Source organism: Streptosporangium sp. NPDC020072, from assembly GCF_040631445.1.
GTDB lineage: Bacteria > Actinomycetota > Actinomycetes > Streptosporangiales > Streptosporangiaceae > Streptosporangium.
Genome location: NZ_JBEYAB010000003.1, coordinates 98982 through 122079 on the forward strand (window position 1 = coordinate 98982; position 23098 = coordinate 122079).

General features: G+C 72.8%; 21 protein-coding genes. 11 read left to right on the top strand and 10 right to left on the bottom strand.

Translation table 11 applies throughout. The features are described 5' to 3' along the window. Positions 1–4: 4 nt before the first annotated feature. The 5 genes from ABZ470_RS06780 to ABZ470_RS06800 are packed head-to-tail and all read left to right on the top strand — an operon-like array spanning position 5 to position 7996. Entirely contained in the window at positions 5–2305 is a 2301-nt protein-coding gene (locus tag ABZ470_RS06780; protein WP_362910480.1) for a hypothetical protein, read from the top strand. A 3-nt stretch (positions 2306–2308) separates the two neighbouring features. Continuing rightward, positions 2309–3511, top strand: coding sequence for a hypothetical protein (locus ABZ470_RS06785; RefSeq protein ID WP_362910482.1), 1203 nt, complete (start codon positions 2309–2311; stop codon positions 3509–3511). 4 nt (positions 3512–3515) lie between these two features. Beyond that, positions 3516–5723, top strand: coding sequence for a hypothetical protein (locus ABZ470_RS06790; RefSeq protein WP_362910484.1), 2208 nt, complete (start codon positions 3516–3518; stop codon positions 5721–5723). A gap of 3 nt (positions 5724–5726) precedes the next feature. Then, positions 5727–7403: a hypothetical protein gene (locus ABZ470_RS06795; protein WP_362910486.1), complete on the top strand. Its 1677-nt coding sequence runs from the start codon at positions 5727–5729 to the stop codon at positions 7401–7403. 20 nt (positions 7404–7423) lie between these two features. Then, the gene (locus ABZ470_RS06800) at positions 7424–7996 is read left to right on the top strand and encodes a GNAT family N-acetyltransferase (protein WP_362910488.1); all 573 of its coding nucleotides are present in this window, start codon (positions 7424–7426) and stop codon (positions 7994–7996) included. Positions 7997–8179: 183 nt separating this feature from the next. Here ABZ470_RS06800 and ABZ470_RS06805 read toward each other — a convergent pair whose 3' ends face one another. Together ABZ470_RS06805 and ABZ470_RS06810 are read right to left on the bottom strand one after the other, a co-directional pair. Then, positions 8180–8407 carry a DUF397 domain-containing protein gene (locus ABZ470_RS06805; RefSeq protein ID WP_352008885.1) on the bottom strand — a complete coding sequence of 76 codons (228 nt, stop codon included), beginning with the start codon at positions 8405–8407 and terminating at the stop codon, positions 8180–8182. Between the two features lie 18 nt (positions 8408–8425). Further along, on the bottom strand, positions 8426–9280 hold the full coding sequence (locus tag ABZ470_RS06810; RefSeq protein ID WP_362910489.1) for a helix-turn-helix transcriptional regulator: 855 nt from the start codon (positions 9278–9280) through the stop codon (positions 8426–8428). A 498-nt stretch (positions 9281–9778) separates the two neighbouring features. On the opposite strand from ABZ470_RS06810, the gene ABZ470_RS06815 reads away from it, so the two are divergent. Continuing rightward, a complete protein-coding gene (locus ABZ470_RS06815) occupies positions 9779–10261 on the top strand; it encodes a Pycsar system effector family protein (protein WP_362910491.1) in 483 nt (160 codons plus the stop codon). An 11-nt stretch (positions 10262–10272) separates the two neighbouring features. On the opposite strand, the gene ABZ470_RS06820 is transcribed toward ABZ470_RS06815, so the two are convergent. The 7 genes from ABZ470_RS06820 to ABZ470_RS06850 form a co-directional block, all read right to left on the bottom strand. Further along, positions 10273–11139: a bile acid:sodium symporter gene (locus tag ABZ470_RS06820; protein WP_352008882.1), complete on the bottom strand. Its 867-nt coding sequence runs from the start codon at positions 11137–11139 to the stop codon at positions 10273–10275. Positions 11140–11164: 25 nt separating this feature from the next. Continuing rightward, complete coding sequence (locus tag ABZ470_RS06825; RefSeq protein WP_362910494.1) at positions 11165–12499, bottom strand: peroxidase; 1335 nt, start codon at positions 12497–12499, stop codon at positions 11165–11167. Continuing rightward, positions 12496–13524, bottom strand: coding sequence for a hypothetical protein (locus ABZ470_RS06830; RefSeq protein WP_352008880.1), 1029 nt, complete (start codon positions 13522–13524; stop codon positions 12496–12498). The genes ABZ470_RS06825 and ABZ470_RS06830 overlap by 4 nt, the downstream gene beginning before the upstream one ends. A 67-nt stretch (positions 13525–13591) precedes the next feature. Beyond that, positions 13592–14125, bottom strand: a complete 534-nt coding sequence (locus ABZ470_RS06835; protein WP_352008879.1) for a hypothetical protein — start codon at positions 14123–14125, stop codon at positions 13592–13594. A gap of 131 nt (positions 14126–14256) precedes the next feature. Then, entirely contained in the window at positions 14257–14847 is a 591-nt protein-coding gene (locus ABZ470_RS06840) for a DUF305 domain-containing protein (protein ID WP_362910496.1), read from the bottom strand. 78 nt (positions 14848–14925) lie between these two features. Then, positions 14926–15306 (bottom strand): DUF6153 family protein, encoded by a 381-nt coding sequence (locus ABZ470_RS06845; RefSeq protein ID WP_362910990.1) that lies wholly within the window; start codon positions 15304–15306, stop codon positions 14926–14928. Between the two features lie 31 nt (positions 15307–15337). Continuing rightward, positions 15338–15805: a MarR family winged helix-turn-helix transcriptional regulator gene (locus tag ABZ470_RS06850; RefSeq protein ID WP_362910498.1), complete on the bottom strand. Its 468-nt coding sequence runs from the start codon at positions 15803–15805 to the stop codon at positions 15338–15340. A gap of 86 nt (positions 15806–15891) precedes the next feature. Between ABZ470_RS06850 and ABZ470_RS06855 the strand changes: the two genes are divergently transcribed. After that, positions 15892–16731, top strand: a complete 840-nt coding sequence (locus tag ABZ470_RS06855) for an NAD(P)H-binding protein (RefSeq protein ID WP_362910500.1) — start codon at positions 15892–15894, stop codon at positions 16729–16731. A gap of 114 nt (positions 16732–16845) precedes the next feature. Here the strand turns inward: ABZ470_RS06855 and ABZ470_RS06860 are convergent, their stop codons facing one another. Beyond that, complete coding sequence (locus tag ABZ470_RS06860; RefSeq protein ID WP_352008874.1) at positions 16846–17313, bottom strand: DNA starvation/stationary phase protection protein; 468 nt, start codon at positions 17311–17313, stop codon at positions 16846–16848. A 114-nt stretch (positions 17314–17427) separates the two neighbouring features. Between ABZ470_RS06860 and ABZ470_RS06865 the strand changes: the two genes are divergently transcribed. The 4 genes from ABZ470_RS06865 (at position 17428) to mmuM (ending at position 23093) form a co-directional block, all read left to right on the top strand. Then, on the top strand, positions 17428–18048 hold the full coding sequence (locus ABZ470_RS06865) for a MerR family transcriptional regulator (RefSeq protein ID WP_362910502.1): 621 nt from the start codon (positions 17428–17430) through the stop codon (positions 18046–18048). Beyond that, positions 18045–20396 carry a VIT domain-containing protein gene (locus ABZ470_RS06870; RefSeq protein WP_362910504.1) on the top strand — a complete coding sequence of 784 codons (2352 nt, stop codon included), beginning with the start codon at positions 18045–18047 and terminating at the stop codon, positions 20394–20396. Before ABZ470_RS06865 ends, ABZ470_RS06870 begins: the two co-directional genes overlap by 4 nt. Positions 20397–20537: 141 nt before the next feature. Beyond that, complete coding sequence (locus ABZ470_RS06875; RefSeq protein WP_352008871.1) at positions 20538–22169, top strand: DUF885 domain-containing protein; 1632 nt, start codon at positions 20538–20540, stop codon at positions 22167–22169. A 63-nt stretch (positions 22170–22232) separates the two neighbouring features. After that, a complete protein-coding gene (gene mmuM, locus ABZ470_RS06880; RefSeq protein ID WP_362910506.1) occupies positions 22233–23093 on the top strand; it encodes a homocysteine S-methyltransferase in 861 nt (286 codons plus the stop codon). Positions 23094–23098: the final 5 nt, after the last annotated feature.

Genomic DNA, 23098 nt, shown 5'->3' on the forward strand with positions numbered 1-23098 from the left:
CCCGATGGCCTTCGACCACGACCGGTACGTCGAGGAGGTCCTCGAACCCGCCCGCCGACCCGGTGGCGCGCTCCCCGACGATCCGCGTGCGCGCTACCGGGTGGACGAGACGATGAGCGCCGCCGAGGTCACCGAGACCGTCAGGCGGGTACGGCAGAGCTGGCGGCTGGCCAGGGGGCAGCTGAAGTTCAAACGGCTCGTCAACCGGCTTGAGGCCGACGACCAGGGGAGGTACCGGGAGATCTTCTCCGCGGCCGAACGGGGGGATCTCGGCCCGCTGCGCACGGCCCTGGCGGAGACGGCGGAGCACGCGGCCAGGCGGCGCGCGGACGCCGAGGAGCGTCTGCGGGCCGCCGCGGGCCGCCTGCGCCTGGTCCTTCCCGACGTCGTGGAACGCATCGCGCGGGACACCGGACTCGGGGCGGAGGAGACCCTCGCGCTGTGCGGCGAGCTCAGGATCGAGGCGCGCGAGCCCGACCGGCTGCCGCAGGCCCCGCCGTACGCGGGCTACGGCGAGGTCCGCGCGGCCCTCGACACGCTGGGCGAACGGCATCTGGCGCGTTTCGTGTTCGGTGACGCCTGCCGGGATACGCGGGTGCTCGGCGGCTTCTCCCTGCCGGACGGGACACCGCTCGGCGGTGACGCCCTCGAAGGGGTGCGGGCGAGGTGGGCGGCCGAGCCGAGGGGGACGCTGACGACCCAGGCCGAGACCGTGCTGACCGCGCTGGGCGCCGTACCCGACCCGGCTGAGCTGGTGCGTCACGACCTCGTGACCCGGGTGCGGGAGCGGGCCCGCGAACACGCCGACGACGGCACCCTCGTGCGGTACGCCGTCGGCCGTCTCGGCCTGGCCCTCGACGAGGCGCGCGGGCTGGTCTTCGCGGTCCGGCACGAGAGCCGGTACGGCGGCGCGCCGGGTGACACGGCGGCCCGGCTCAAGGAGCTGATCGACGGAGGGGACGTCGTCGGCGCCGTCGATCTCGCGCGGACCCTCGACGTGGCCGCGATCGCCGGAGAGGTCGGCGACCTGGTGGCCGAGGCCCAGACCAGGCTGGACACGGCCGTGCGCCTGAGGGACGAGGCCGTACGGGACGGCACGGACCCCGACCGGGCCTGGCTGATGCTGCGGGACGCGCTGGCGAGCGTGCCCGGCCTGCCGGAGGCCGGGGAGCTCCAGGCGAGGCTGGCCCCGCACCCGGCCGGGCCGGTCACGGCCGAGGCGTGCGCGGAGGGCGTCCTGGTCTCGTGGGAGCCCTCGGCGTCCAGGGTCGGGGAGATCGGCTACGAGGTGCGCAGGAACGGCGTCCCGCTGGCCGTCGTCGCCGGATGTTCCCTCCTCGACGAGGCCCCCGCCGTCGACACCGCCCTGCGCTACGAGGTGGTCGCCCGCCGGGGCGAGGCCGCCGCCGCGCCCTCGGGCGCCGAACCACTCCTCCTGCGCCCGGAGGCGGTCCGCGCGTTCGCCCTCGAACCCGACCCCGAGGAGCCGGGGGCGTTCCTCGTGCGCTGCCAGGCGCCCACGACCGGCGTCCTGGAGATCGTCGCCCTGCCGGGTGAGCCGCCCTGGCCGCCGGGAACGACGGTCCCGGTGGCCGGCCTGCGCGCGGCGAGTCGTACCGTGCCCTCCTCCCCGCACCGGGACGGCCTGACGGTCCGGCCCGCCGGGGTCGGCGCCGTCCTGTTCGCGGTGACCGTCTTGGGCGGTCTGGCCACGATCGGCGGCCACCGTGAGCACGTGAGCCTGCCGCCCGTCGCCGGTCTCACCGCCGAACGCCGGGGCGAGGTCGTGTACGTGGGGTTCGCCTGGCCGCCCGAGGTGAGCGAGGCGCTGGTGCGCTGGAACGGCCGGGAGCGGATCGTCTCCTCCGCGCTCTACCGCGGCCGGGGCGGCGTCCGGCTGACCGTCCCCGAGGACGAGGAGCTGACCGTCGAGGTGGCCCCGGCCCTGTTCCTTGAGGGGGGACACGTCTTCGGGCCGGTGTCCTCCGTACGGCTGCCCGCCAGGCCGCCGGTGCGCTACGACGTGATGTGGCAGGGACCGCCCTGGCGGCGCCGCCTGGTGCTCACGTTCACCTGCGAACGCCCCGTACGGCTGGCACGCCTGTCTCTCGTGCTGCGGCGGGGCCGCGTCCAGCCCGTTTCCGCCGCCGACGGCGTCGTCCTGGCCGAGTGGAGCGACCTGGAGGTCCCGGTCACTCTGGAGGCGCCGGGGCCCGGCCGGGCGGGGCCGTACTGGCTGCGCTGTTTCGCCGAGGGCGAGGCCGAACTCGTCGATCCGCCGGTGCGGCGGCTGAGGGTGGGGTGAGCCGTGGTCACCTGTCCGCACTGCTTCGCGAGGCTGCGGCCCGGCCGGATCGAGTTCCGGTGCGTCGGAGCCTCGGGGCGCAGGGGAGGTTGCGACCCCGAGCCCGACGAGGTCCTGGCCCGCCATCTCGGCTCGTCCTCGGGGGTCTCGCTGCCTCCCGCGTTCGCGGTGCCCCGTCCCGGGAGCCGGGCCGAATGTCCCCGTTGTCACCGGCCGACCGGCCGCCGGGTCTGCCCCCGGTGCCACGGCCCGCTGCCCGCGGAGTACTGCCGGCGGCCGGGAAGGATCGTCGCCCTGGTGGGGGCGAAGGGCTCGGGGAAGAGCACCTACCTCACCGTCCTGCTGCACGAACTGGCCAACCAGGTCGGCGAGGAGCTGAACACCACCCTCATGGGCTGCGACGAACGGACCATCGAACGCTACCGGCGTGACTTCGCCCGCCCGCTCTACGAGGAGAACCGGCTGCTCGGCGCGACCCGCTCGGCGGAGACCGACCCCGGTGGGCCCCTGGTCTATCTGCTGTCCAGGACCGTCTGGTCGTTCGACCGCGCGGTGCGGCTGTTCGGGCGGGAGTTCCGGATCAGGTGGGACAGGACGCGCTCGCTGGCGCTGGTCCTGTTCGACGCGGCGGGTGAGGACCTGCGCAGCCGCGACCGCAGTGAGCTGTACCTGTCCTACCTCGGCGCGGCGGACGGCGTCGTCGTCCTCCTCGACCCGCTCGGGCTTCCCGGCGCGGGCCCCCCGGTGAACGGCGACCCCGGCGACGACCCCCTCGACGTGCTCGCCAGGGTCACCGAACTGCTGCGCGAACGGCACCGTTCGGGGTGGCTCTCGGGGTGGTTCCCGCGGCGGCTGCGGATCCCGGTGGCGGTGGCGCTCAGCAAGATCGACGCGCTGCGGCCCGAGTTCGGCCGCCAGTCGGCCCTGCACCGCGCCCGGCCCCGCACCGGCCGTCTCGACCTCGACGACCGGGAGGCGGTGCACGAGCAGGTGCGGGCGCTGCTCGACCGGTGGCAGGCGGGCGCGATCGACCGGTATCTGGGCCAGCACTACACCGGCCACGCGCTGTTCGGGCTTTCCGCCCTCGGCGGGGAGCCCGACCTGGGGACCGGCAGGGTCGGGCCGGGAGGCGTGCGCCCCTACCGGGTCGAGGATCCGCTGCTGTGGCTGCTGTACCGGTTCGGCATACTGCGCGCGGGGCGGTGAGGCGGTGGCCTGGCAGCTGCACTACACCTCGGTGGCGGCGGGCCCGACGGGCCGGGCGGGGTTCCAGTTCGTCGCGGAGACACCGGGGCTGCCCGAGGGCCTGCGGTCGCGTGTCGCCCCTCTGCTGACCTACCGGCCGCCGCCCGGCGCCCCGCTCGCCCCGACCGAGCGGGAGGCGTCGCGTTTCCCCGTCGCGCTGACCTACGACCTCCTCGGCTCCCACCGGGTGCTGACCCGCTGCGTCCATCTCGGCCGGGACTACTCGGGGCGCTACGGCAACTTCCTCGGGCACGCCCTGGTGGTCTCCCCCGGCGAGCTGACCGGCCTGAGACCGGTGGAGCTTTGGCGGGCCCCCTTCTGGAAGGACTCCCCGGAGACGGCTCTGCCCGAGCTGACCGAGATCGTCCCCGGCGGCACGGCCGACCCCGAATCCCTCGGGGAGTGGCTCGCGGGCCAGGGCGACGGCGGTTACGCCCGGCTCGGTTTCCTGCTGGAGACGACGGTGCGGGCCCTGACCCGGGGGCACGGACGGCTGGTCCTGGTGGCCGGGGACGTCGAGGAGATCGTCCGGTGGATCACCGTGATCTCCTACTCGCTGCCGCAGGCCGTCGCCCTCGGCCTGTCGTTCGCCACCTACAGCGCCGATCCGGCGGCGGCCTCGCAGATCATCGTGGGGACCACGCCGGACGTCTGGCTCCCCTCCGACCTGGACGCCGAGGTGGTCGATCTCACCCGGCCCGCGGCCGGCCCCGGGACCGGCCGCCTGGCCCGTACGGTCGTGGACCGCTGGCGGCGGATGGACATGGCCGCGCTGGACGGCATGGCCGAGCTGGGCCGTACCGACCCCGAGGCCGCCGCGGCCCTCATGGCCTTCTGCGACGGCGACGTCACCGTCACCCGCGCCGAGCAGCTGGACGCGGCACGTCTGCTGGAGGCCGGTCTTCCCGCCTGGGTGTGGCGGGCGTTGGAGGGCGCCGCCGGCCGGATGGAGTACGAGCTCGCCGCCGCCGCGAGCGCGACCGGCCCGCCGGACACGGCCGACCGCTGCGCGGCCCGGTGCGTGGCGCTGGCCCTGCGGGACCCCGAGCTGCCGTTGCCCGCCGTACGGCTGCGCGCGGCGACCCGCCGGGCGCTCGAACCCCGGGTGCGGGACGCGCTGGGCGGGGCGGAGAGCCTGACCGGTCTCGCCGCCGTGGCGCTGCTCGCCGCCGAGGCGGGGCTGGCCGTACCGGGGCGCGACCTGGAACGCCGGGCCGCCGCGCTCGTCCGTGCCGGGGCGGGTGATCTCCGGCGTGCCGCGGGGCGGATGCCGTACGGCTGGCGCGGCAGGCTTGTCGAGGGCGCGCTCGCCGGGCTGGAGACGGCGCCCGAGGAGGTGCGGGCCCGGCTGCTGACCGACGAGGTCTGCGACCTGCTCGCGCCCGCCGACCTGACACGCGCCCCGCGTACCGGAGCGGCCGTCCTCAACCGCCTGGTGCGGCGCGGCGCGCTCGGCCGGATCGACGCGACGGAACGGCTGGTACGGCTGGCGCCGGAACCCGGACGTGACACGGTGCTGCGCGAGATCTGGGCCGGGCCGCCGACGCCTGCCGAGTGCGGGGCGCTCGCGGAACGGCTGGGCGCCTCGGCCGGGGTCTCCCCGGTCCTGGCGGAGCTGCCGGGGCGCGCGTTCCTCAGCGGCGGGCCGCGGGAGGAGACGGCCAGGCTGGCGAGACTGGTGACGCCGACCGCTCCCGCCGGGAGCGCCGAGCTGGTGGTCGTCGTCGCGGAGATCTCCGGCGCGGTCCGGCCCGGTGACCTGGCCGGACCGCTCGAAAGGCTCCTCGACGCCAGGGAGACCGCCGGTCCCGAGCTGCGCGGGGCCGTGGCGAAGGCGGTGCTGGGAGTCCTGGACGCCCGAGGGCCCGAGTTCCGGGCGAAGGTCGTCATGACCGCCTCCCGCCGGGCCGCCGCGTGGCTGGTCGACCTGTGGCTGAGACGCGTCAGGTCGCGGGAGGAGCAGGCGAGGCTCCTGGAGGTCACGGTCAGGCTGCGGCTGGGCGGGGCCGGATCAGAACGGCTCGACGCATGGGCGCGCGGGTCGCCCCTGGGCTCCGTGCGGGCCAGGTTCGCCCACGACCCCGACCTCCTGCGGGGCTACGAGGAGCTGGTGCGCCCGCGAACCGCCCTGTGGGAACGCCTGCGTCCCCGGCTGGTGTGGAAGCGGGAGTGAGCCGTGTCGATCTGGGTCGTGATCGCGGTCGTCGTGTTCCCCTTCCTCGCCGGTGCCGGGCCTGCGCTGGCGGTCACGGTCCTCACCGCCGCCGGGTACCACGTCCACCGGTCCTGCCGGGTGCTGCTCTCCCGTACGGCCGCCACGGTTCCCCGCCCCGGCGGCCAGGGCGGGGATCCCGCCTACCGGATCTACGCGCTGCGGCAGATATGGCGTGACTGGGCGGCGCTGGACAGGGCGAGTCGCCCGGTCGTCGTCGCCAGGGCCGGGGCCGTCCGGGACTGGGTCGGGCAGCGGTGGCGGGAACGGCCGCAGGTGTACTTCCTGTTCCCGCTGTGGCTCGGCGTCGAGACGGGCGTCGTGCTGGCCATGGTCGTGCTCGCCTTCGCCCTGGCCGTGTCGTTCGCGGCGTACGCGCTGGTCGCGGGCGTGGTCCTGCTGGTGTGGCTGCCCTGCGTCCTGGTGCTGCGCGGCCTGGACCTGGCCTTCACCGCCGTCCACCGGGTCCTGCAGGTCTGCCAGAACGCCGACTGCTACGAACGGCTGACGCTTCCCGAGTACGCCTGCCCCTCCTGCGGGGAACGGCACCGGCGGCTGCGCCCCAACGGGGACGGCGCGTTCCGGCACGTGTGCGTGTGCGGTGCCCGGCTCCCCACGACGATCCTCCTCGGCAGATACCGGCTGGCGGGGTACTGCCCCGGGTGCGGCAGGCCGCTGTCGCCGAGGACGGGACGGGCCAGGGCCGAGCCGCTGCCGTTCGTCGGCGGCCCCGACGCGGGTAAGACGACGTTCATGACGCTGGCGATCGCCGCGCTGCACGCCGCGGTCGAGGCGAACGGCGGGCGGGCGAGCTTCGTGACCCGTCAGGACGGCCTCGCCTTCACCCGCCACCGGGACGAGATGCGGCAGGGCAGGGTGTCCAAGACACCGACTCCCCTGCCGACGGCCATGACGCTGGACGTCTCGCTTCCCACCGGGTCCCGCAGGGGGAACCGGATCATGTACCTGTTCGACCCCTCCGGCGAGCACTACACGGGGGCGGCCGCGGTCGAGGCGATGGGCTACCTGACACACGGGGAGCGGATGGTCCTGGTCGTCGACCCGTTCGCACTGCCACTCGTACGGGGCGGCCTGACCACGGCCGAACGCGACATGCTCACCGCGGCCGGGGTCTCCTTCTCCTCGGAGGACCCGGCCGACACCTTCCAGCGGGTACGCAACGAGCTCGCCTCCCGTCCCGGCGGGGGCGGGCAGCGGCGGGTCGCGGTCGTCGTCAGCAAGGCCGACCTGCTGGTGCGGACGGGCGTCGGCCGGGGGGCAGGCCCGGGAGACGGTGAGGTGTCCGGCTGGCTCCGCACGATGGGCATGGGGAACATGGTCAGGGAGCTGTCCTCCACGGCGGGCGAGACCCGCTACCTGGCGTCGGGCCTTCCCTCCGACGCCGTGGCCGTCGCCCGGCTGGTCGCCTGGCTGGTCGACCTGCCGCTGGCCGTACCGGACGAGCTGCCCGAGGGGCGCCCGGTGACCGCCGATCCCCGCAGGCCGTGGCGGGTGTCACCGCGCCGGGACGGCCTCGTGCCGGTCGGTTACGTGGCCGCCCGGCGGGCCGTCCTCGCCGTCTCGATCCTCCTGCCCTGCACCCTGGCCGCCATCGCGATCTTGGCCCTCATGTCCGGGTAACGTCGGGGAGAATGTCTTTCATGTCCCAGGCGACGTTACGCACCGGCCGCATCCTTCTCGTCCCGCTGGCCGACGAGCACCTTGAGGACGAGGTGGAGCTCGACTCCGACCCCGAGGTCATGCGTTATCTCGAAGGCCGGGCCCGTACCCGCGAGGAGGTCGAGCGCTTCCACCGGAAACGGCTCGCCGCCGCGGACCGGGTGCCGGGCCTGGGGTTCTGGGCCGGTTCCGTGGACGGGCGGTTCGTCGGCTGGTGGATCCTCGAACCACCGCAGCGGGCCGACCAGGGTCCGGTCGAGGGGCAGGCCGAGCTCGGCTACCGCCTCCTGCGCCGTCACTGGCGTCAGGGTCTGGCCAGCGAGGGCGCACGGGAGTTGCTCCGGCACGGCTTCGAGGATCTCGGGCTGAACCGTGTCTTCGCCGAGACGATGGCGGTCAACGCCGCCTCCCGCGCGACGATGGCCTCGGTCGGCATGCGGCACGTCCGCACGTTCCATCTGGAGTGGGAGGAGCCGCTTCCCGGCAGCGAGCACGGCGAGGTCGAGTACGCGATCACCCGGCAGGAGTGGCTCAGGAGTTCCACGAGGCCTTGACGTCCGCGACGGAACCGATCCGGGTGACGCGGCGGCGTCCCGGGTACGGCACCCGCGACCCGGTCGGCTGGAGGCCCGGCGCGTGACGGCCGCCGGGGACGTCGCCCGCGCCGTGCCGCCCGGCCGGGTCCTTCGTCTCCCGGGAGCCCGGCCAGGGCGAGGGGCGCCGCCGTCAGGCACCGGTCAGGAGACCGGGAAGTCGAATTCACCGTCCTTGACGCCGCCGACGAACGCCTGCCATTCGGCACGGGTGTAGACGATCACCTCGGCGTCGCGGCGACGGCTGTGCCGCACCGCCACCCGGCCGCTGCCGTCCGCCAGCGGTCCGGCCTCCACACACTGACCGCCGGTGTCGGGGCTCTTCGAGCTGATGTGCCAGGCGACACCCGACAGTTCCTCGGGGGTGATCATCTGCTTCTCCCTGTCGTCTCATTTGAATCGGTCGACCGCGTTCTTGATAACGGTCGCGGAATCATCCGGGGTAAGCGCGGCGTTCAGCAGCGAATCGTATGCCTGGACGAAGTTTTCGGCACCGTCCGCCTCGGTGTAGACGGCCCCTGCCTTGGTCTCCACGTATGTCACGTCGGAGTAGGGCTCGGGCATGCGGAAAACCGTGAAGGCGCCGTCCACTCCGGCGTGCGCCCCGATCGCGAACGGCAGGACCTGAAGGGTCACATTCGGCCTGGAGACGGCCGCGAAAAGGTGCTCCAGCTGAGCACGCATCACATTCGGGCCGCCGACCGCCCGGTGAAGCACGCCCTCGTCGAGGACGATCACCAGCTTCGGCGGCGCCTCCCCGTCGAGCACGTCCTGCCGGGCCATCCGGAACGCGATCCACTGCTCGACCTGACGGGCGGAGGCCCCCGTGGCCCCCGCCGTGATGATCGCCGAGGCGTAGTCACGGGTCTGGAGGAGGCCGGGGACGACCATCGCCGCGTAGGAGTGGACGGCCCTGGCCCGGGCCTCCAGCCAGGCGTGGTCGAGCATGCCGCCGAGGGAGTCGGCCGAGAAGCCGTCCCACCAGCCCTTGCGCCAGATGTCACGGCTGAGCTGTTCGAGCCCGTCGCGGATCCGCTCGTCGTCGATCTCGTACAGGTTGAGCAGGGCCATGACGTCGGACACCCGGGCCGGGATGATGCCCGACTCAAGGCGGCTGATGGTCGCCGCGTCACGCTGGAGATGGTCACCCGCCTGCCTGAGTGTCAGCCCGGCCGCGTCGCGGTACTCCTTCAGGTGCTTTCCGAGCCACTGCGCCCGCAGCGTCGGCCCTCTCTTCGCGGCCATCTCACTCTCCTTTGCGACCGTTTCCCCCTATGGGACCAATTCCAGGTAAATACGGATATTCTCAACTGCCTTTTTTCGTAAGCTTGCGCTTTTGTGAAGGCAATGTCACGCTACCACCGCACCAACGGTCACGCTCAGCATTGGCATGGGAGCGTAAAGGAACCTCCACGGCGTTCCATCCGTCATTCACACCTGGCGCCGGCCGGGCCGGGAGGCGAGGCTCCAGGAATGACCGCCCGCCTGCCGATCCGGTGAAGCCATACACACGCCCCGAGGAGTCCGTGACGAATCAGGGCGTCACGTTTCATTCCCTGGGCGGCACGAACGCTTTACCACGACGTTGACATCACCCGCTTCGCCCCCTCCTACAGTGGTTGAAACCCGGCGTACGCCCGTTCGCACCCCCGGAGCCAGGCGGAGAAAAGGGGAGGCATGACCCACGAACCGGTGACATCCAGTGGCCGCTCCGGGAACGGCAGCCGCGCGGGACACGCATCCATGTCCCCGCTCCTCAGGGAACGGCTCGACGCCGCCGTCGTCTCCGCCCGCGCCGAGCTGATCAGCGCGAGCGAGAAGAGAGCGGGCCTGCTGCTGTCATGGGCGGGCGTCGCCTACGGCGTGCTCGTCACCCTCATCCTCACCGGCCCGGCCCGCTTCCCCGGCATCGGGCGTTTCGGTGTCGTCCTGGCGCTGATCCTGCTGACCGTGGCGGTCACACTGATCCTGTTCACCATCCGCCCGCTGTCCCCCAGACGCGGCGGGCTACGGGTCCTCGGCTACGCCGACGTGCCGACACCACAGGCCCTGATCGAGCGGATGAACACCGAGGCCTCGGACTACGAGCTGTTCCTGGCGACCGACGCCCTGTGGATCGCCCGGGTCGCCCGCACCAAGCACCGCAACCTGCGCTGGTCCGTCGATCTGATCGTCGCCGGCATCGTCACCATGACGGTCATGGTCTTCCTGGAGCGCCTGCTCTGACCTCCGGTTCCTCAGGTGAGGTCGCCTCGCCGGTGACCGAGCACCGCGGCGATCGGCAGGACCGCCACCAGGCCGCTGATCAGCACCGCGGCGAGCGCTCCCAGGATGGCCTGCGCGTCGTCGAAGGCGATCCCGACGGCGGCCAGCGGAGGCCCCACGTTGCGCACCGCCGTGACGCACCCCATGGTGGTACGGCGCGCGGACGGCCCGGTGGCCAGCAGGGTGCCGGCGGCGAAGGCGGCCACGGCCAGGACGAACCCCGCGAGCAGGGTGCGCGAGCCCAGCAGCGCGACGACGTCGTGCCAGCTGCCCAGCAGCATGCCGGCCAGCACCATCAGGAACGTCACGTTCGACACCAGGGCGGCGACCGGGTGCCACGAACGCGCCGTGGAGCGCGCGCAGTGACGCACCACCAGCCCCACGGCGAACGGCACCAGTTGCAGGACGGCCACGGTCCGCACCAGCGCGGCGACGTCCAGGGAGATCCTGGCGCCGACGTCGGCCACGCTGAGGACGGCCGTGCTCATCGGGCCGAAGGTGAGGCTCGCCACCGCGGCCAGCAGCACCTGCGTCGCCGTACCCGCGCTCACATCCCCCTTCTGCACCACGCTCAGCTTCGCCCCGAACGGCCCGCCCGGGGAGGCCGCGACCAGGATCAGGGCGATGAAACCCGCGGTGGGCAGGGCGAACAGCGCCGCCAGGCCCCAGCCGAGCAACGGGACGGCCACCAGGTTGGCCAGCAGGGCCAGCGCGAGCAACCGCAGGTCGGTGAGGACCGCCCGCAAGGCGGACAACGTGGTCGCCAGGCCCCCGGCGAACATGGTGACCGCGATGAAGATCACGGTGATCGCGTTGAACAGTGGCTGCAGCGCGTTCATGGAACCTCCGGCCCTGCGCCGTGCGTCAGCCGCCGAGTTCGCCCAGCCAGCGCAGGGCACTCAGCGAGGGCATGAAGCAGTACTCACCGCCGCGTGTGACCACGAACCGTGGCAGTCCCCTCAGGCAGCGCCGCAGCGGCCTGCGGGGAATCGTGAAGTCGCCGGAGCCGTCACCGGAGCCGACGACCGGGTCGCGCGCGCCGCCCGCGCCGAAGAAGACGCCGTCGTTCATCCACTCGGACTGGACGAACTCGAACTGCCTGCCGAGATGCGCCCCGATGAAGGCGAACATCAGCCCGCGGTCGGCCCCGTCGTCCTCCAGCACCCCTTCGGGCAGCGGCGGGCCGTAGGCGGTGCCGCGCCGGATCATCCGGTGCAGCCTCGGCACGCCCGCCACCGCCGCGTCGCGGGGATTGCCCCTGCGGATGTGACAGCCGCCGGGAGTGGTGAACCCCGCCGGGTCGTCCCGCTCGTAGCCGAAGACGTTGTTACGGGACGGATCGGCGCCCAGACCGGGATCGTCGTGGCCGGGGCTGAGCGCCAGCGGGGCGCCGCTGCGCCAGCGGCCCATGATCTTCGCCGCCAGCCACTCCTCGTCCGCCGGATCGGCCGCGTTGTCACGCAGGTAACGCCGGAACGCGGCGACGCGCTGGTGAAGCTTGCGGAAGACCGCGTAACTGCCGTTGCGCCCCAGCACCTCGGGCTGCGGGACCTGGAGACCACCCAGCTCGTCGGGGTAGCCGAGCACGAACTCCCCGGCCCTGAGCGGCGTCTCCAGGCTGTTGGACCCGGCGATGCCGCTGCCCTCGACGGCCGGGTGGCTGATGCCGTCGCGGTAGCCGAACGGCTCGGTCTCGGTGGACAGCGCGTGACAGTCCTGCCGCCAGATCGCCGTGACGCCCGGCAGGGCGTGGTAGGCGGGCCGGGCGCGGCCGAGGGCCGCCTCCAGCCGCGCGCCGTCGGGGGCGAGGGCCACCAGCACCACGTGGACCTCGGAGGTGCCCAGCGGGGTCTCCCAGTTCTCCGGGGCACTCTCGCCGACGTCGCCCAGCGCGCGGGCGCGGGCGGCCATCCCCTGCCCGAACTCCCAGGAGAAGGTCTCCAGCGACTCCCTCGGCACCCCGAGCGCCGCCAGGCCGTGGTGGGTGAGCGCGACGCTGACCCAGGTCTCCCCCAAGGGGCTGGTCGTGTCGGCGGCCGAGGTGACCGCCGTGCTGAGGCGCCGCATCAGCTCCCGGCCGTGCGCGCGGTCGTCGATGCGGAACAGGACGTAGGTCGCCGCGTACGGGCTCGGCCGGGGGCTGAGCACCCCACGCTGGATGTCGTCGAGTTCGAGTACGGCCACCGCCCGCCCGGTCATGTCCCCCTCCGGTCCGTGACGATGTTCCGCCAGAAGGCGCGCAGGCTCTCGTCGCCGCCGAACAGCGAGCTGAAGACCGTGGAGTCGGCCAGCAGCACGTCACCGGCCCGGTCGCCGCCCGGGGGCATCCACAGGACCACGTCGAACTCGGTGTTGCCCTCCTCGGTGAAGGGATGCGTCGGCCGGGTCAGGTCGATCGGCTGCCGGCCCAGCACACGGACGACGTCCGGGTCGTCGGTCGTCACGGCGTAGTGCGGCAGATGCATGTGGAAGTTGAGGGTGGTCACCCCCTCCAGCCATCCCGCGCCGTCCAGGTCCCGGGCGATGGTCAGGGGCGCGATCTGCTTGGGTCCGCTCACCGCGGGGCGCAGGCCGTAGCGGTTCTCCACCGGGATGCCGAGTTCTCCCATCAGGGAGCGCAGGTACCGGGCGAAGCGCTGCTGCCGGGGCACCAGGGGGTCACCGTGGTGGCGGTGTTCCCTCTCACGGACGGCCAGGTCGTCGGAGGCCCCGACGTCGTGGTGCGGCCCCAGCACCAGGCGGGTCCCCTCCCGGGCGAGGAAGGCCCGAACGGCCTCGACCTCCTCGGGCGCCGGTTCCTGCCCGGTGATCATGTGGTCCAGCCCGAACACCAGCAGGGTGTCGGTGTCGGCCAGCACCCGCTCGTCCAGCGGGGTGGGGAAGCCCGCCTGGTCGACGCGCTGGTACACCGGCACCGGGTGCCCGGTGACCTCCTCGGCGAACCGCTGGAACGGCAGCCAGCCCCAGAAGAACAGCTCAAGGGATCCGGCGACACCCTGCTGGAAGCGCAGCGGATCGGACCACTTCGGATCCTCGTAGGCGGGCCAGGCCGTCCGCCGGACCTCGGTCATCGTGGAGAAGCGGTTGTCCAGCTCGGCCGGGTTCCTGCCCGCCTCCGCCGGATAGCTCCACGAGACGTAGACGCTCACCCGCCGCCCACCGGGGGTGTACGGACGCGGCACGTGGTTCTGGTTGTAGGTGCGTGCGGTCGCTGACCGGCTCATCTCGTCTCCCCTGTACGGCGGGACACGCCTGGCGCCCGGCCCGCCCTGGCGGCTCACGGCTCGGATCTCACTGCATCTGGTCGAGCATCTCCGACAGGGCGCTCTTGATCCGCAGCGCCTTCTTGATCTCGTCGGCGGTGACGTAGGGGTACTCCCCGTACTCGATGAAGCTCGGGCAGTGGTGCTCGCGGACGAACCTGACGAACGCCTCGGGGTTGGTCCGCCAGTCCTCGGGGAAGCCCTCAAGGTTCTCGAAGGCCGTGCTCACCCCCGACATGGTGAACAGCGCGACGGCGTCCTCGGTGTACTTGTCGAAGTCGGTGTCGAAGATCCCCTGGTACATGAAACGCGTGTCGTCGTCGAAGAGCACCCAGCGCAGGTAGTGCAGTTTGAGCGGGGCCAGCAGGTGCGGGTCGGCCTCCAGCGCCCTGGCCAGGGTGTGGCCGTGGTCCCTGATCGCCTCGGCCCGCCCCGGTTTGACGTCGGCGATGATCGTGAACCCGTAGCACGCCGGGGTCCTCGGGAAGACGGGGCCGTACTTACCCTGTTCGAGATGGTCGGTCTCCTTGGGGATGACGACCGCCCGAGGAATGATGTCCATGCCCGCTCCCCCTGTCACTCGGTCAGGGGGGAAGCAGGCGAAGCTGCCTGACCTGCAGAATTATCCCATGCCCTGGTCCGGGGACGGCGCCCGCCGTACGGGTTGCGCGGCGGGCGCCCGGTCCCCCGGGGCTATCGCAGCAGCCGCCTCATCGTGGCGATCTCCGCCGACTGGCCTGCGACGATGTCGGCGGCCATCCGCCTGGCCGGTTCGTGGACGCCTTCCGCCTGCTCCTGCCCGGCCATGGCGACGGCGCCCTCGTGGTGCTGGATCATCATCGTCAGGAACGCCCTGTCGAAGGCGGCGCCCTTGAGCCCCTTGAGCTCCTCCATGGCCTGGCCGGACATCATGCCGGGCATGTCGTGGTCCATGGGCATGCCCCGCTCACCCGGCACCTGCGCGCCCCAGGCGGTGAGCCAGCCGCTCATCGTCCGGATCTCCGGCTCCTGGGCCGCCTCGATCTTCCCGGCCAGCTCCTTGACCTGGTCGCTCGCGGCCCGGCCCTCGGCCAGCTTCGCCATCTCCACCGCCTGGCGGTGGTGGGGGATCATCATCTGGGCGAACATGACGTCCTTGCCGTTGTGGTCGGCGGCCGGAGTGGAGGCCGCCGGCGCGTCCGGGGCGGATTCCACGGCGAGTGTGGTGCGCCCGGCGGAGCCACAGCCGGTGACCGGCAGACCGGCCGCCGCGAGAACGAGTGCGAGAATGACGATGCGCTTCATGACGAACACCCTTCGTGTTCAACAAGGTGAATGAGAAGTCGGCGCTCGACGGCCAGAACGGACCGCCGAGTGCGGCTTCTACACCCGGATCACACAAAGCTGGGCGAGGGTCGGCCCTCTGGGGCGGGCGGTGGGCCCGCGCGGCAGCCCCCGAACGAGCGAGCGGGCCCGCGTCGGCACCGGCCGGCCGAGAACCGTCACGGCGGCGAGGAGCAGGAGTGCCGCTCCGGTGAGCAGGAAGGCCAGGCAGACCTGGCCGCCCATGTGACCTTCGTGGGAGGAGTCCGGCATCGGGGCACCGGCGCCGGAGGCGGGGCCGAACCCCATGGTCAGAACGCTCGCCGTGGGTGCCGGGCCGGGCGAGGGCTGCACCCCGTGCATGACGATCAGTCCGCACAGGACGGCGGCGACCAGCAGCAGCCCGCCCAGCGGGGCGAGTCTGCGAGCCGCGTTGCCCATTGCCACAGTCGTCACATTACCGGCCGCCCGGTCACGAAAGTTCCTCGACGGCGCGCTGGTAGGCGCCCAGGGTGTCGAGGAACATCCGGCGCTGTTCCGGGGTGAGCGGTTCGAGCGCCCTGCGCCAGGCGACGGCCCCCCTGGCCAGCCAGTCGTCGATCGCCGGGCGACCGGCCGCGGCGATGCTGACGATCCTGCGGCGCCGGTCGTCGTCGTCCTCGCGCCGCTCCAGGACGCCCTTGCGGCTCAGCTCACCGACCATCAGGCTCACCGTCGTCGGCGCGACCTCAAGGCGCGCGGCCAGCTCGTTCACCGTCATCGGCCCGTCGAACAGCAGGTAGGACAGCAGCGACAGATGCCGTGGCCCCAGCGCGAGCGACTGGAGCGGCTCGGGGACCGGCAGCCGTTTCACCCGCCCGACCATGCGCGGCATGAGCAGCAGCAACGCCCGGATCGCGTCGTCGACGCCCAGTCCGGGCCCCTCGTCTCCGCTTGACATGCCCCACCCCTCACAAATTACCTTTGCGAACAAAGGTATTTGGCTTTCAAAGCAAATCCATCGTAGCCGTACAGGGGGAATCGATCATGACCATCCTCGTCACCGGCGCCCGGGGCAACATCGGCGGCCGTCTCCTCACCCTGCTCGCCGAGGGCGGCCACCGGGTGCGCGGCTCGGCCAGGGACACCTCCGCACTGCGGCTGCCCGAGGGCGCCGAGCCCGCCGAGCTGGACGTCACCGACCCGCGCGGCGCCGAGCAGGCCCTGCGGGGCGTCGAGACGATGTTCCTCTACCCCACCAGAGGCGAGACCGGCGCCTTCCTGAGGATCGCCGCCGAGGCGGGAGTGCGGCACGTCGTGCTGCTGTCCTCCCCCGCCGCCTACGAGGCCGGGGAGTACGACCGGCCCATCGGCCTCGTCCACCGGGCGGCCGAGCGGGCGCTGGAGGAGTCCGGCCTGCGGCACACCGTGCTGTATCCGAGCTGGCTGGCCACCAACGCCCGCCGAGACTGGGCCGGGGAGATCCGCGCCACCGGGCGGGTCGGCATCGCCCATCCCGACGCGCAGGTCAACCCCGTCCACATCGACGACGTCGCCGAGGTGGCCGCGCGCCTGCTCACCGAGGAGACGCACCGGAGCCGGAGGCAGGTGCTCACCGGCCCCCGGTCGATGCGCCTGCGTGAGGTCGTCGCGGCCCTCGGCGAGGCCGTCGGCGCGCCCGTCGAGGTGGAGGAGCTGACCGTGGAGCAGGCGCTCGGACGGCGCGACCCCCGGATGCCCGAGCCGGTCCTGCGGACGCTCCTTGAGGTGACCGCCTCGGCCGTCGGCGTTCCCGCGCCCGTCACCAACACCGTCGAACGGATCACCGGCCACCCCGCCCGCGAGTTCGCCGAGTGGGCGAGCGCGAACCGTGCCGACTTCCGATGACGCGGGGGCGCCCCGGCCACGACGGTCCGGAGCGCCCCCGAGCGGATACGGCACCTGTTCTGTGGATCCTCACGTCCACCGCGGCCGCCCAGGCGGCGACCCACGGAACAGGTCCTAGCGCTGGGCCTCGATCATCCAGTGCTGTTCCTCCAGTTTCTGGGTGATCTCGATGAAGATGTCCTGGGTCACCGGATCGGCCTTCTCGGTCGCCTCGACGCGCTCACGCATCCTGCGGATGATCGATCCGAGGATGTCCGTCATCGCGGCGACGACCTTGCCGTCGTTGATGTAACCGGCCTCCAGTTCCGGCAGCTCGCTGGTCTTGGCGAGCGTCGAGGCGCGCCCGTCGGGGTTGCCCCCGAGAGCGACCGCCCGTTCGGCGACGGTGTCGGCGTACTCCCTGGCCGAGGCGACGATCTCGTCGAGCTGCAGGTGCAGCGAGCGGAAATGGTGGCCGATCACGTTCCAGTGGGCCTGCTTGCCCAGCAGCGACAGCTCCAGAAGATCCACGAGCGCGCCCTGGAGCGCGGTGATGACGACCTTCTTGTCCTCGCCCTTGAGCGAACTGGTGATCGCGGACATGTGGTGTCCTCCCCCTGCTTGCAGGATCGGTTTCCGTTTTGTACGGAAACGTCCCTACCCATCAATATGGCCCTTATGTTGACACTGTCATTGTGACAGTGTCACTATCGTCATATGGAATGGACCATCGGTGAGCTGGCGGAGCGGGCCTCCGCCGCGTTGTCCCCGACCGCCCAGCTCAACGGGCGGGTCAGGGACGTGCCCAACGAACGCCTCATCCGGTGGTACGCCACGATCGGCCTGCTCGACCCGCCCGCGTCCCGCCGGGGCCGCGTGGCCCTGTACGGCAGGCGTCACCTGCTCCAGCTCGTCGCCGTCAAACGCCGCCAGGCCGAGGGGCTGACCATCGCCGAGATCCAGGCCGAGCTGGCCGGGGCGAGCGACCAGACCCTTGAGGCCGTCGCCGACCTCCCCTCGCCGGCCTCTCCGAGCTCGCCGGGCCCTCCTGCGGGCCCTGCGGGCGGCGGAGGCGCGCGCCCGAGGTTCTGGGCCGAACCACCCAGGACATCCGCCCCCCGGCCGCGGGCGCGGCCCGTCCCCGCCCAGGTCAACGGCGTACGGCTGGCCGCCGGGGTGACGCTGCTGCTCGACGGCGGACATCCCCTCTCCCCCGGCGCGCTCGCCGACATCGGCGCCGCCGCGGAGACGCTCCTGGCGGTGCTGCGCGAGCACGGCCTTGTCCCCGGCATCCCCGGCAAACCCGACAACCCCGATCACGGAGGGAACCAACCATGATCACCGAGATCACGGCGCTACGCCCCGAGGAGTGCGAGCCGGTCCCCGGCGCCGGTCTCGGGGCCCTCGTCACCGACCGGGGCAATCTGCCGCTGGAGAGCGTCGAGGTGACCGCGGGCGTCTGCGGCCTCGCCGCGGGGGTCGAGGTCGTCCAGACCTTCCGCAACCCGCACGAGGTGGCGCTTGAGGCGACCTATGTCTTCCCGCTGCCCGACCGCGCCGCCGTCACCTCCTTCACGATGGAGGCCGACGGCCGGGTCGTCGAGGGCGTCCTGAAGGAGCGCGGCCAGGCCAGGGCCGACTACGACCAGGCCGTCGCCGAGGGCAGGCGGGCCGCGATCGCCGAGGAGGACCGGCCCGACGTCTTCACCATCAGGGTCGGCAACATCGTGCCCGGCGAGCGGGTCACCGTACGCCTCGGGCTCGACCAGCCGCTCCCCTACGAGGACGGCGCGGCGACCTTCCGCTTCCCGCTGGTCGTCGCTCCCCGTTACGTCCCCGGCGCCCCGCTGGACGGTGAACGGGCGGGTGACGGCTGGGCGTGCGACACCGACGCGGTGCCCGACGCCTCCCGGATCACACCCCCGGTGCTGCTGCCCGGATTCCCCGACCCGGTCCGCCTGTCGCTGGCCGTCTCCATCGACCCCGCCGGTCTCGACCTGCGCGAGATCCGCTCCAGCCTGCACGTGGTCCAGGAGGAGGGGAACACCGTACGGCTGCGCCCCGGCGAGCGTCTCGACCGCGACTTCGTCCTGCGCCTGGCCTTCGACGCCTCGACCTCGCTGGCCCTGGTCCCCGACCCCGGGAAAGACCCCGAGGACGGTTCCGGGGAGGGCACGTTCACCCTGACCGTCGTGCCGGGCCCGGCCCAGGTCACGGACAGGGCGAAGGACGTCGTGCTGGTGCTGGACCGCTCGGGCAGCATGACCGGCTGGAAGATGGTCGCGGCCCGGCGCGCGGCGGCCCGCATCGTCGACACGCTCACCACCGGTGACCGGTTCGCGGTGCTGTCCTTCGACACCGTCGTCGAGGGTCCCGAGGGACTCGGCGAGGGATTGTCCGAGGCGAGCGACCGCAACCGCTACCGCGCGGTCGAGCACCTGGCGCGTCTTGAGGCGCGGGGCGGCACCGAGATGCTGGCCCCCCTCGAACGGGCGGCCGGTCTGCTCGCCTCCGGCGGGAGAGGCGGGAGAGACCGTGTCCTGGTGCTCGTCACCGACGGCCAGGTCGGCAACGAGGACCAGATCCTGGAACGGCTCGCCCCCCGCCTGGCCGGGACGCGGGTGCACACGGTCGGCATCGACAGAGCGGTCAACGCCGGGTTCCTGAGCAGGCTGGCCGGGATCGGCGCGGGCCGGTGCGAGCTGGTCGAGTCGGAGGACAGGCTCGACGAGGCCATGGAGCACATCCACCGCAGGATCGGCTCTCCTGTGGTCACCGGCCTGTCCCTGGAGGCCGACGGGCTCGGCCTGCTCCCGGACGGCGTCAGCCGTCTCGACTCGCTCTACCCGGGGGTCCCGCTCGTCGTCAGGGGACGTTACCGGGGCGCCGCCGAGGGCTCGCTGGCCGTACGGGGGACCGACGCCGCCGGGAACGCCTGGCGGCGGCGGGTCGCGGGGAGCGTGGCGGACGGCCCGGCCACCGGGGCGACCCGGGCGATCTGGGCGCGGGAGCGCCTGCGGGCGCTTGAGGACCGCTACGCCGCCGGGGACCACTCCCTGGAGGAGGAGATCGTCGCGGTCTCCCTGAGGTACGGCGTGCTCTGCCGGTTCACCGCGTTCGTCGCGGTCGACAGCCGGGTGGTGGCCGAGGACGGCCCCGGGCACCGGGTGATCCAGCCGGTCGAGCCGCCCAGCGGGTGGGAGCGGCCGCTTCCCCCGGCGGCGGCGCCGATGTCGCTGACCGGGATGGCCGCCCCCATGAGCGCCGCGCCCGGGTTCGCGGCGGCGAGCTTCGGGGGCGCCCCCGTCCCGCCTCCCGCGCCGGGCGCCGCCGCTCCGCGCTCCGTTGCTCCACGTGTCGCCGCGCCCGGCCCCCGCCCCCGGCTCGCCGGCCCCGCCCCGGTGGCTCCTCCCGCACCCGCGCCGCTCGGTGAGCTGCTCGCCGGGGAGCTGCGCGGGCTGCGGGAGGCGGCGTCCCTGCCCGCCGCCGACCGGCTGCGTCATCTGGAGGACCTGGCGGGCAGGCTCGCCGCCCTGGCGGTCTCCCTGGGCGGTCACGCCGGGCTTGAGGCCCTGGTCGCACGGCTCCGGGCGGGCGGGGACGTGGAGGACCTGTGGCGCGAGACCCTCGAAGGGCTGGAGGAGCTGGGCCGTACCGGAAAACGCCGCTCTTTCTGGAGGCGATAACGGCCATTTCTTAGGAGATATAACCTATTTCATATGGAGGGTATAACGCGCCGCCACCACAGGGGATAGCTTCCTCTTATAAGGGTCAGGACGTTATGCGACAGGCGATTAGCCGCAGGTCAGGTTGGTTAAAGTTCCCGCGTGACCAGTCCCATTTTCTCTCTTTGTGATGAATATGTTTCGCGTTCGGCGGCGCTCGACCCGGTCGCCGCCGGAGCGGCGGGCATCGCCGTCGAGTTCGCCGCCGCGTCGGACTACGGCCCGGACGGCCACGCCGCGCGGGCCGCCCTGATCAGCGAGACATTGACCAGGCTCGCCACCCTGCGCCCCCAGGGTGAGGCGGATGTGCGGGCGGCCGCCCATCTGCGTGAACGTCTTGAGGCCGAACGCGCCTGGCACGAACTCGGCGAGCCGCTGCGCGCGGTGCAGGCGCCTTTCGGGCTCGTCAACGACCTGCGTGACAGCGTGGACCTCCTGCCGAACGGCACCGACGACGAGTGGCGTGACGTGGCGGCCAGGCTGGCGGCGATGCCCGAGATGCTGGACGGCTGGCGGACGAGCCTGGAGACCGGCCTGTCCAGGGGACTGCGGGCGGCCCGCCGCCAGGCGCTGGAGTCGGCGACCCAGGCCCGGCTGCTGGCCGACGGCGGCACCCACAATCCGCTGCTCGCCCGGTACGGCGACGGGCCGGTCCGGCAGGATCTGGCCAGGGGGGTCGCCGCCGCCCACGCCGCCTACGCCCGGATCGCCCGCTACCTGCGTGACGACTACGCGCCCATGGCCGAGGAGGCCGACGCGGTGGGCGCCGAGCGCTACGCGGCGGCCGCGAGGATCAGCCTGGGCGCCGACATCGACCTGGTGGACGCCTACGAGTGGGGCTGGGCCGAGCTCGAACGCATCGAGACCGAGCTCGCCGTCGAGGCCGACCGGGTCAAGGCGGGCGCCTCGGTCGAGGAGGCGACGGAGATCCTCAACGACACCCAGTACGTCGTGGGCCGCGACGCCTACCGCGACTGGCTTCAGGAACGTCACGACAGGGCGGTCGAGAGGCTGCACGGCACCCACTTCGACATCGCCGAGCCGCTGCGCCGGGTGGACGTCACGCTGGCCGTCGGCTCCTCCTCCGGGGCGCCCTACTACACCTCGCCGAGTGAGGACCTGTCGCGGCCGGGCCGTACGTGGTGGCCGGTCAGTGAGGACAGGAACCGGTTCGAGACCTGGCCGGAGCTGACCACGGTCTTCCACGAGGGCGTTCCCGGGCACCATCTGCAGTTCGGCGCGACCAAGGTGGCCGGGGAGAGCCTGTCCCGCTTCGGCAGGAACTCCTGGGTGAGCGGGCACGGGGAGGGCTGGGCTCTGTACGCCGAACGGCTGGCCGACGAGCTGGGCTGGTTCACCGAGCCGGGCACCCGCCTCGGCATGCTCGCCGGGTCGGCGCTCCGGGCGGCCAGGGTCGTCGTGGACATCGGCGTCCATCTGGACCTGCCGCTGCCCGACGGGTCGCGGTGGACCTTCGCCAAGGCCTGCGAGGTGCTGGGCGAGCGGGGCAGGTGTGAACCGCACCGCATCCACGCCGAGATCGTCCGCTACTTCGGCTGGCCCGGCCAGGCGATCTCCTACAAGCTCGGGGAGCGGGCCTGGCTGGCCGCCAGGCAGGAGGCCAGGACGCGCCTGGGCGCCGCCTTCGACCTGCGCCGCTGGCACACCTCCGCCCTTGAACTCGGCCCGGTCGGCCTGTCCAGCCTGGCCGAGGCCCTGCGCCGGATCGGCTGAGCGCCGGGTGGCCGGGGAGGGGGCGTCCTCCCTGGCCACCCGTTACACCCATAAAGTGATGGAATGACGGTTCTCGACGGCGGGCTGGCCACACATCTCGAAGCGCTCGGCGCGGACCTGCGCGACGAGCTCTGGTCGGCGAAGCTCCTGATCGAGAACCCCTCGGTGATCCGTCAGGCGCACCTCGACTACTTCTCCGCCGGGGCCGACGTCGCCACCACCGCCAGTTACCAGGCGAGCGTTCCCGCCTTCGTCCGGCGCGGGCTGAGCGCCGTCCAGGCCGAGCGGCTGATCCTGCTCTCGGTACGGCTCGCGACCGAGGCCAGGGACGCGACCGGCCGGGGCGCGGTCGCCGCCAGCGTCGGCCCCTACGGCGCGGCCCTGGCCAACGGCGCCGAGTACACCGGCGACTACGACCTCGACGAGGACGGCCTGTTCGCCTGGCACCGGGACCGCTGGCACATCCTGGCGGGCTCCGGGGCGGACCTGCTGGCCTGCGAGACCATCCCGTCCCTGGCCGAGGCACGGGCGCTGCGGCGGCTGCTCGACGAGACGCCGCAGACCCGGGTGTGGGTGAGCTTCTCCTGCCGCGACGGCGGTCACATCAGTGACGGCACCCCGCTGCGCCAGGCCGCCGCGCTGTTCGCCGGTCACCCGGGGGTGGTCGCGGCCGGCGTCAACTGTGTCGCGCCGAGCCACGTCCCCTCCCTCATCAAGGAGGTCACGGACGTGCCCGTGGTGGTCTACCCCAACTCCGGTGAGACCTGGAACGCCGCGGAGCACCGCTGGGAGGGCCTGGCCGACCCCGCCGAGTACGGCGCCGCCGCCGCGGAGTGGCACGCGGCCGGTGCCTCCTTCGTGGGGGGCTGCTGCCGTACGACGCCCGAGCACATCCGCCGGATCCGTGAGCGTCTGCCTGACTGAGCGGC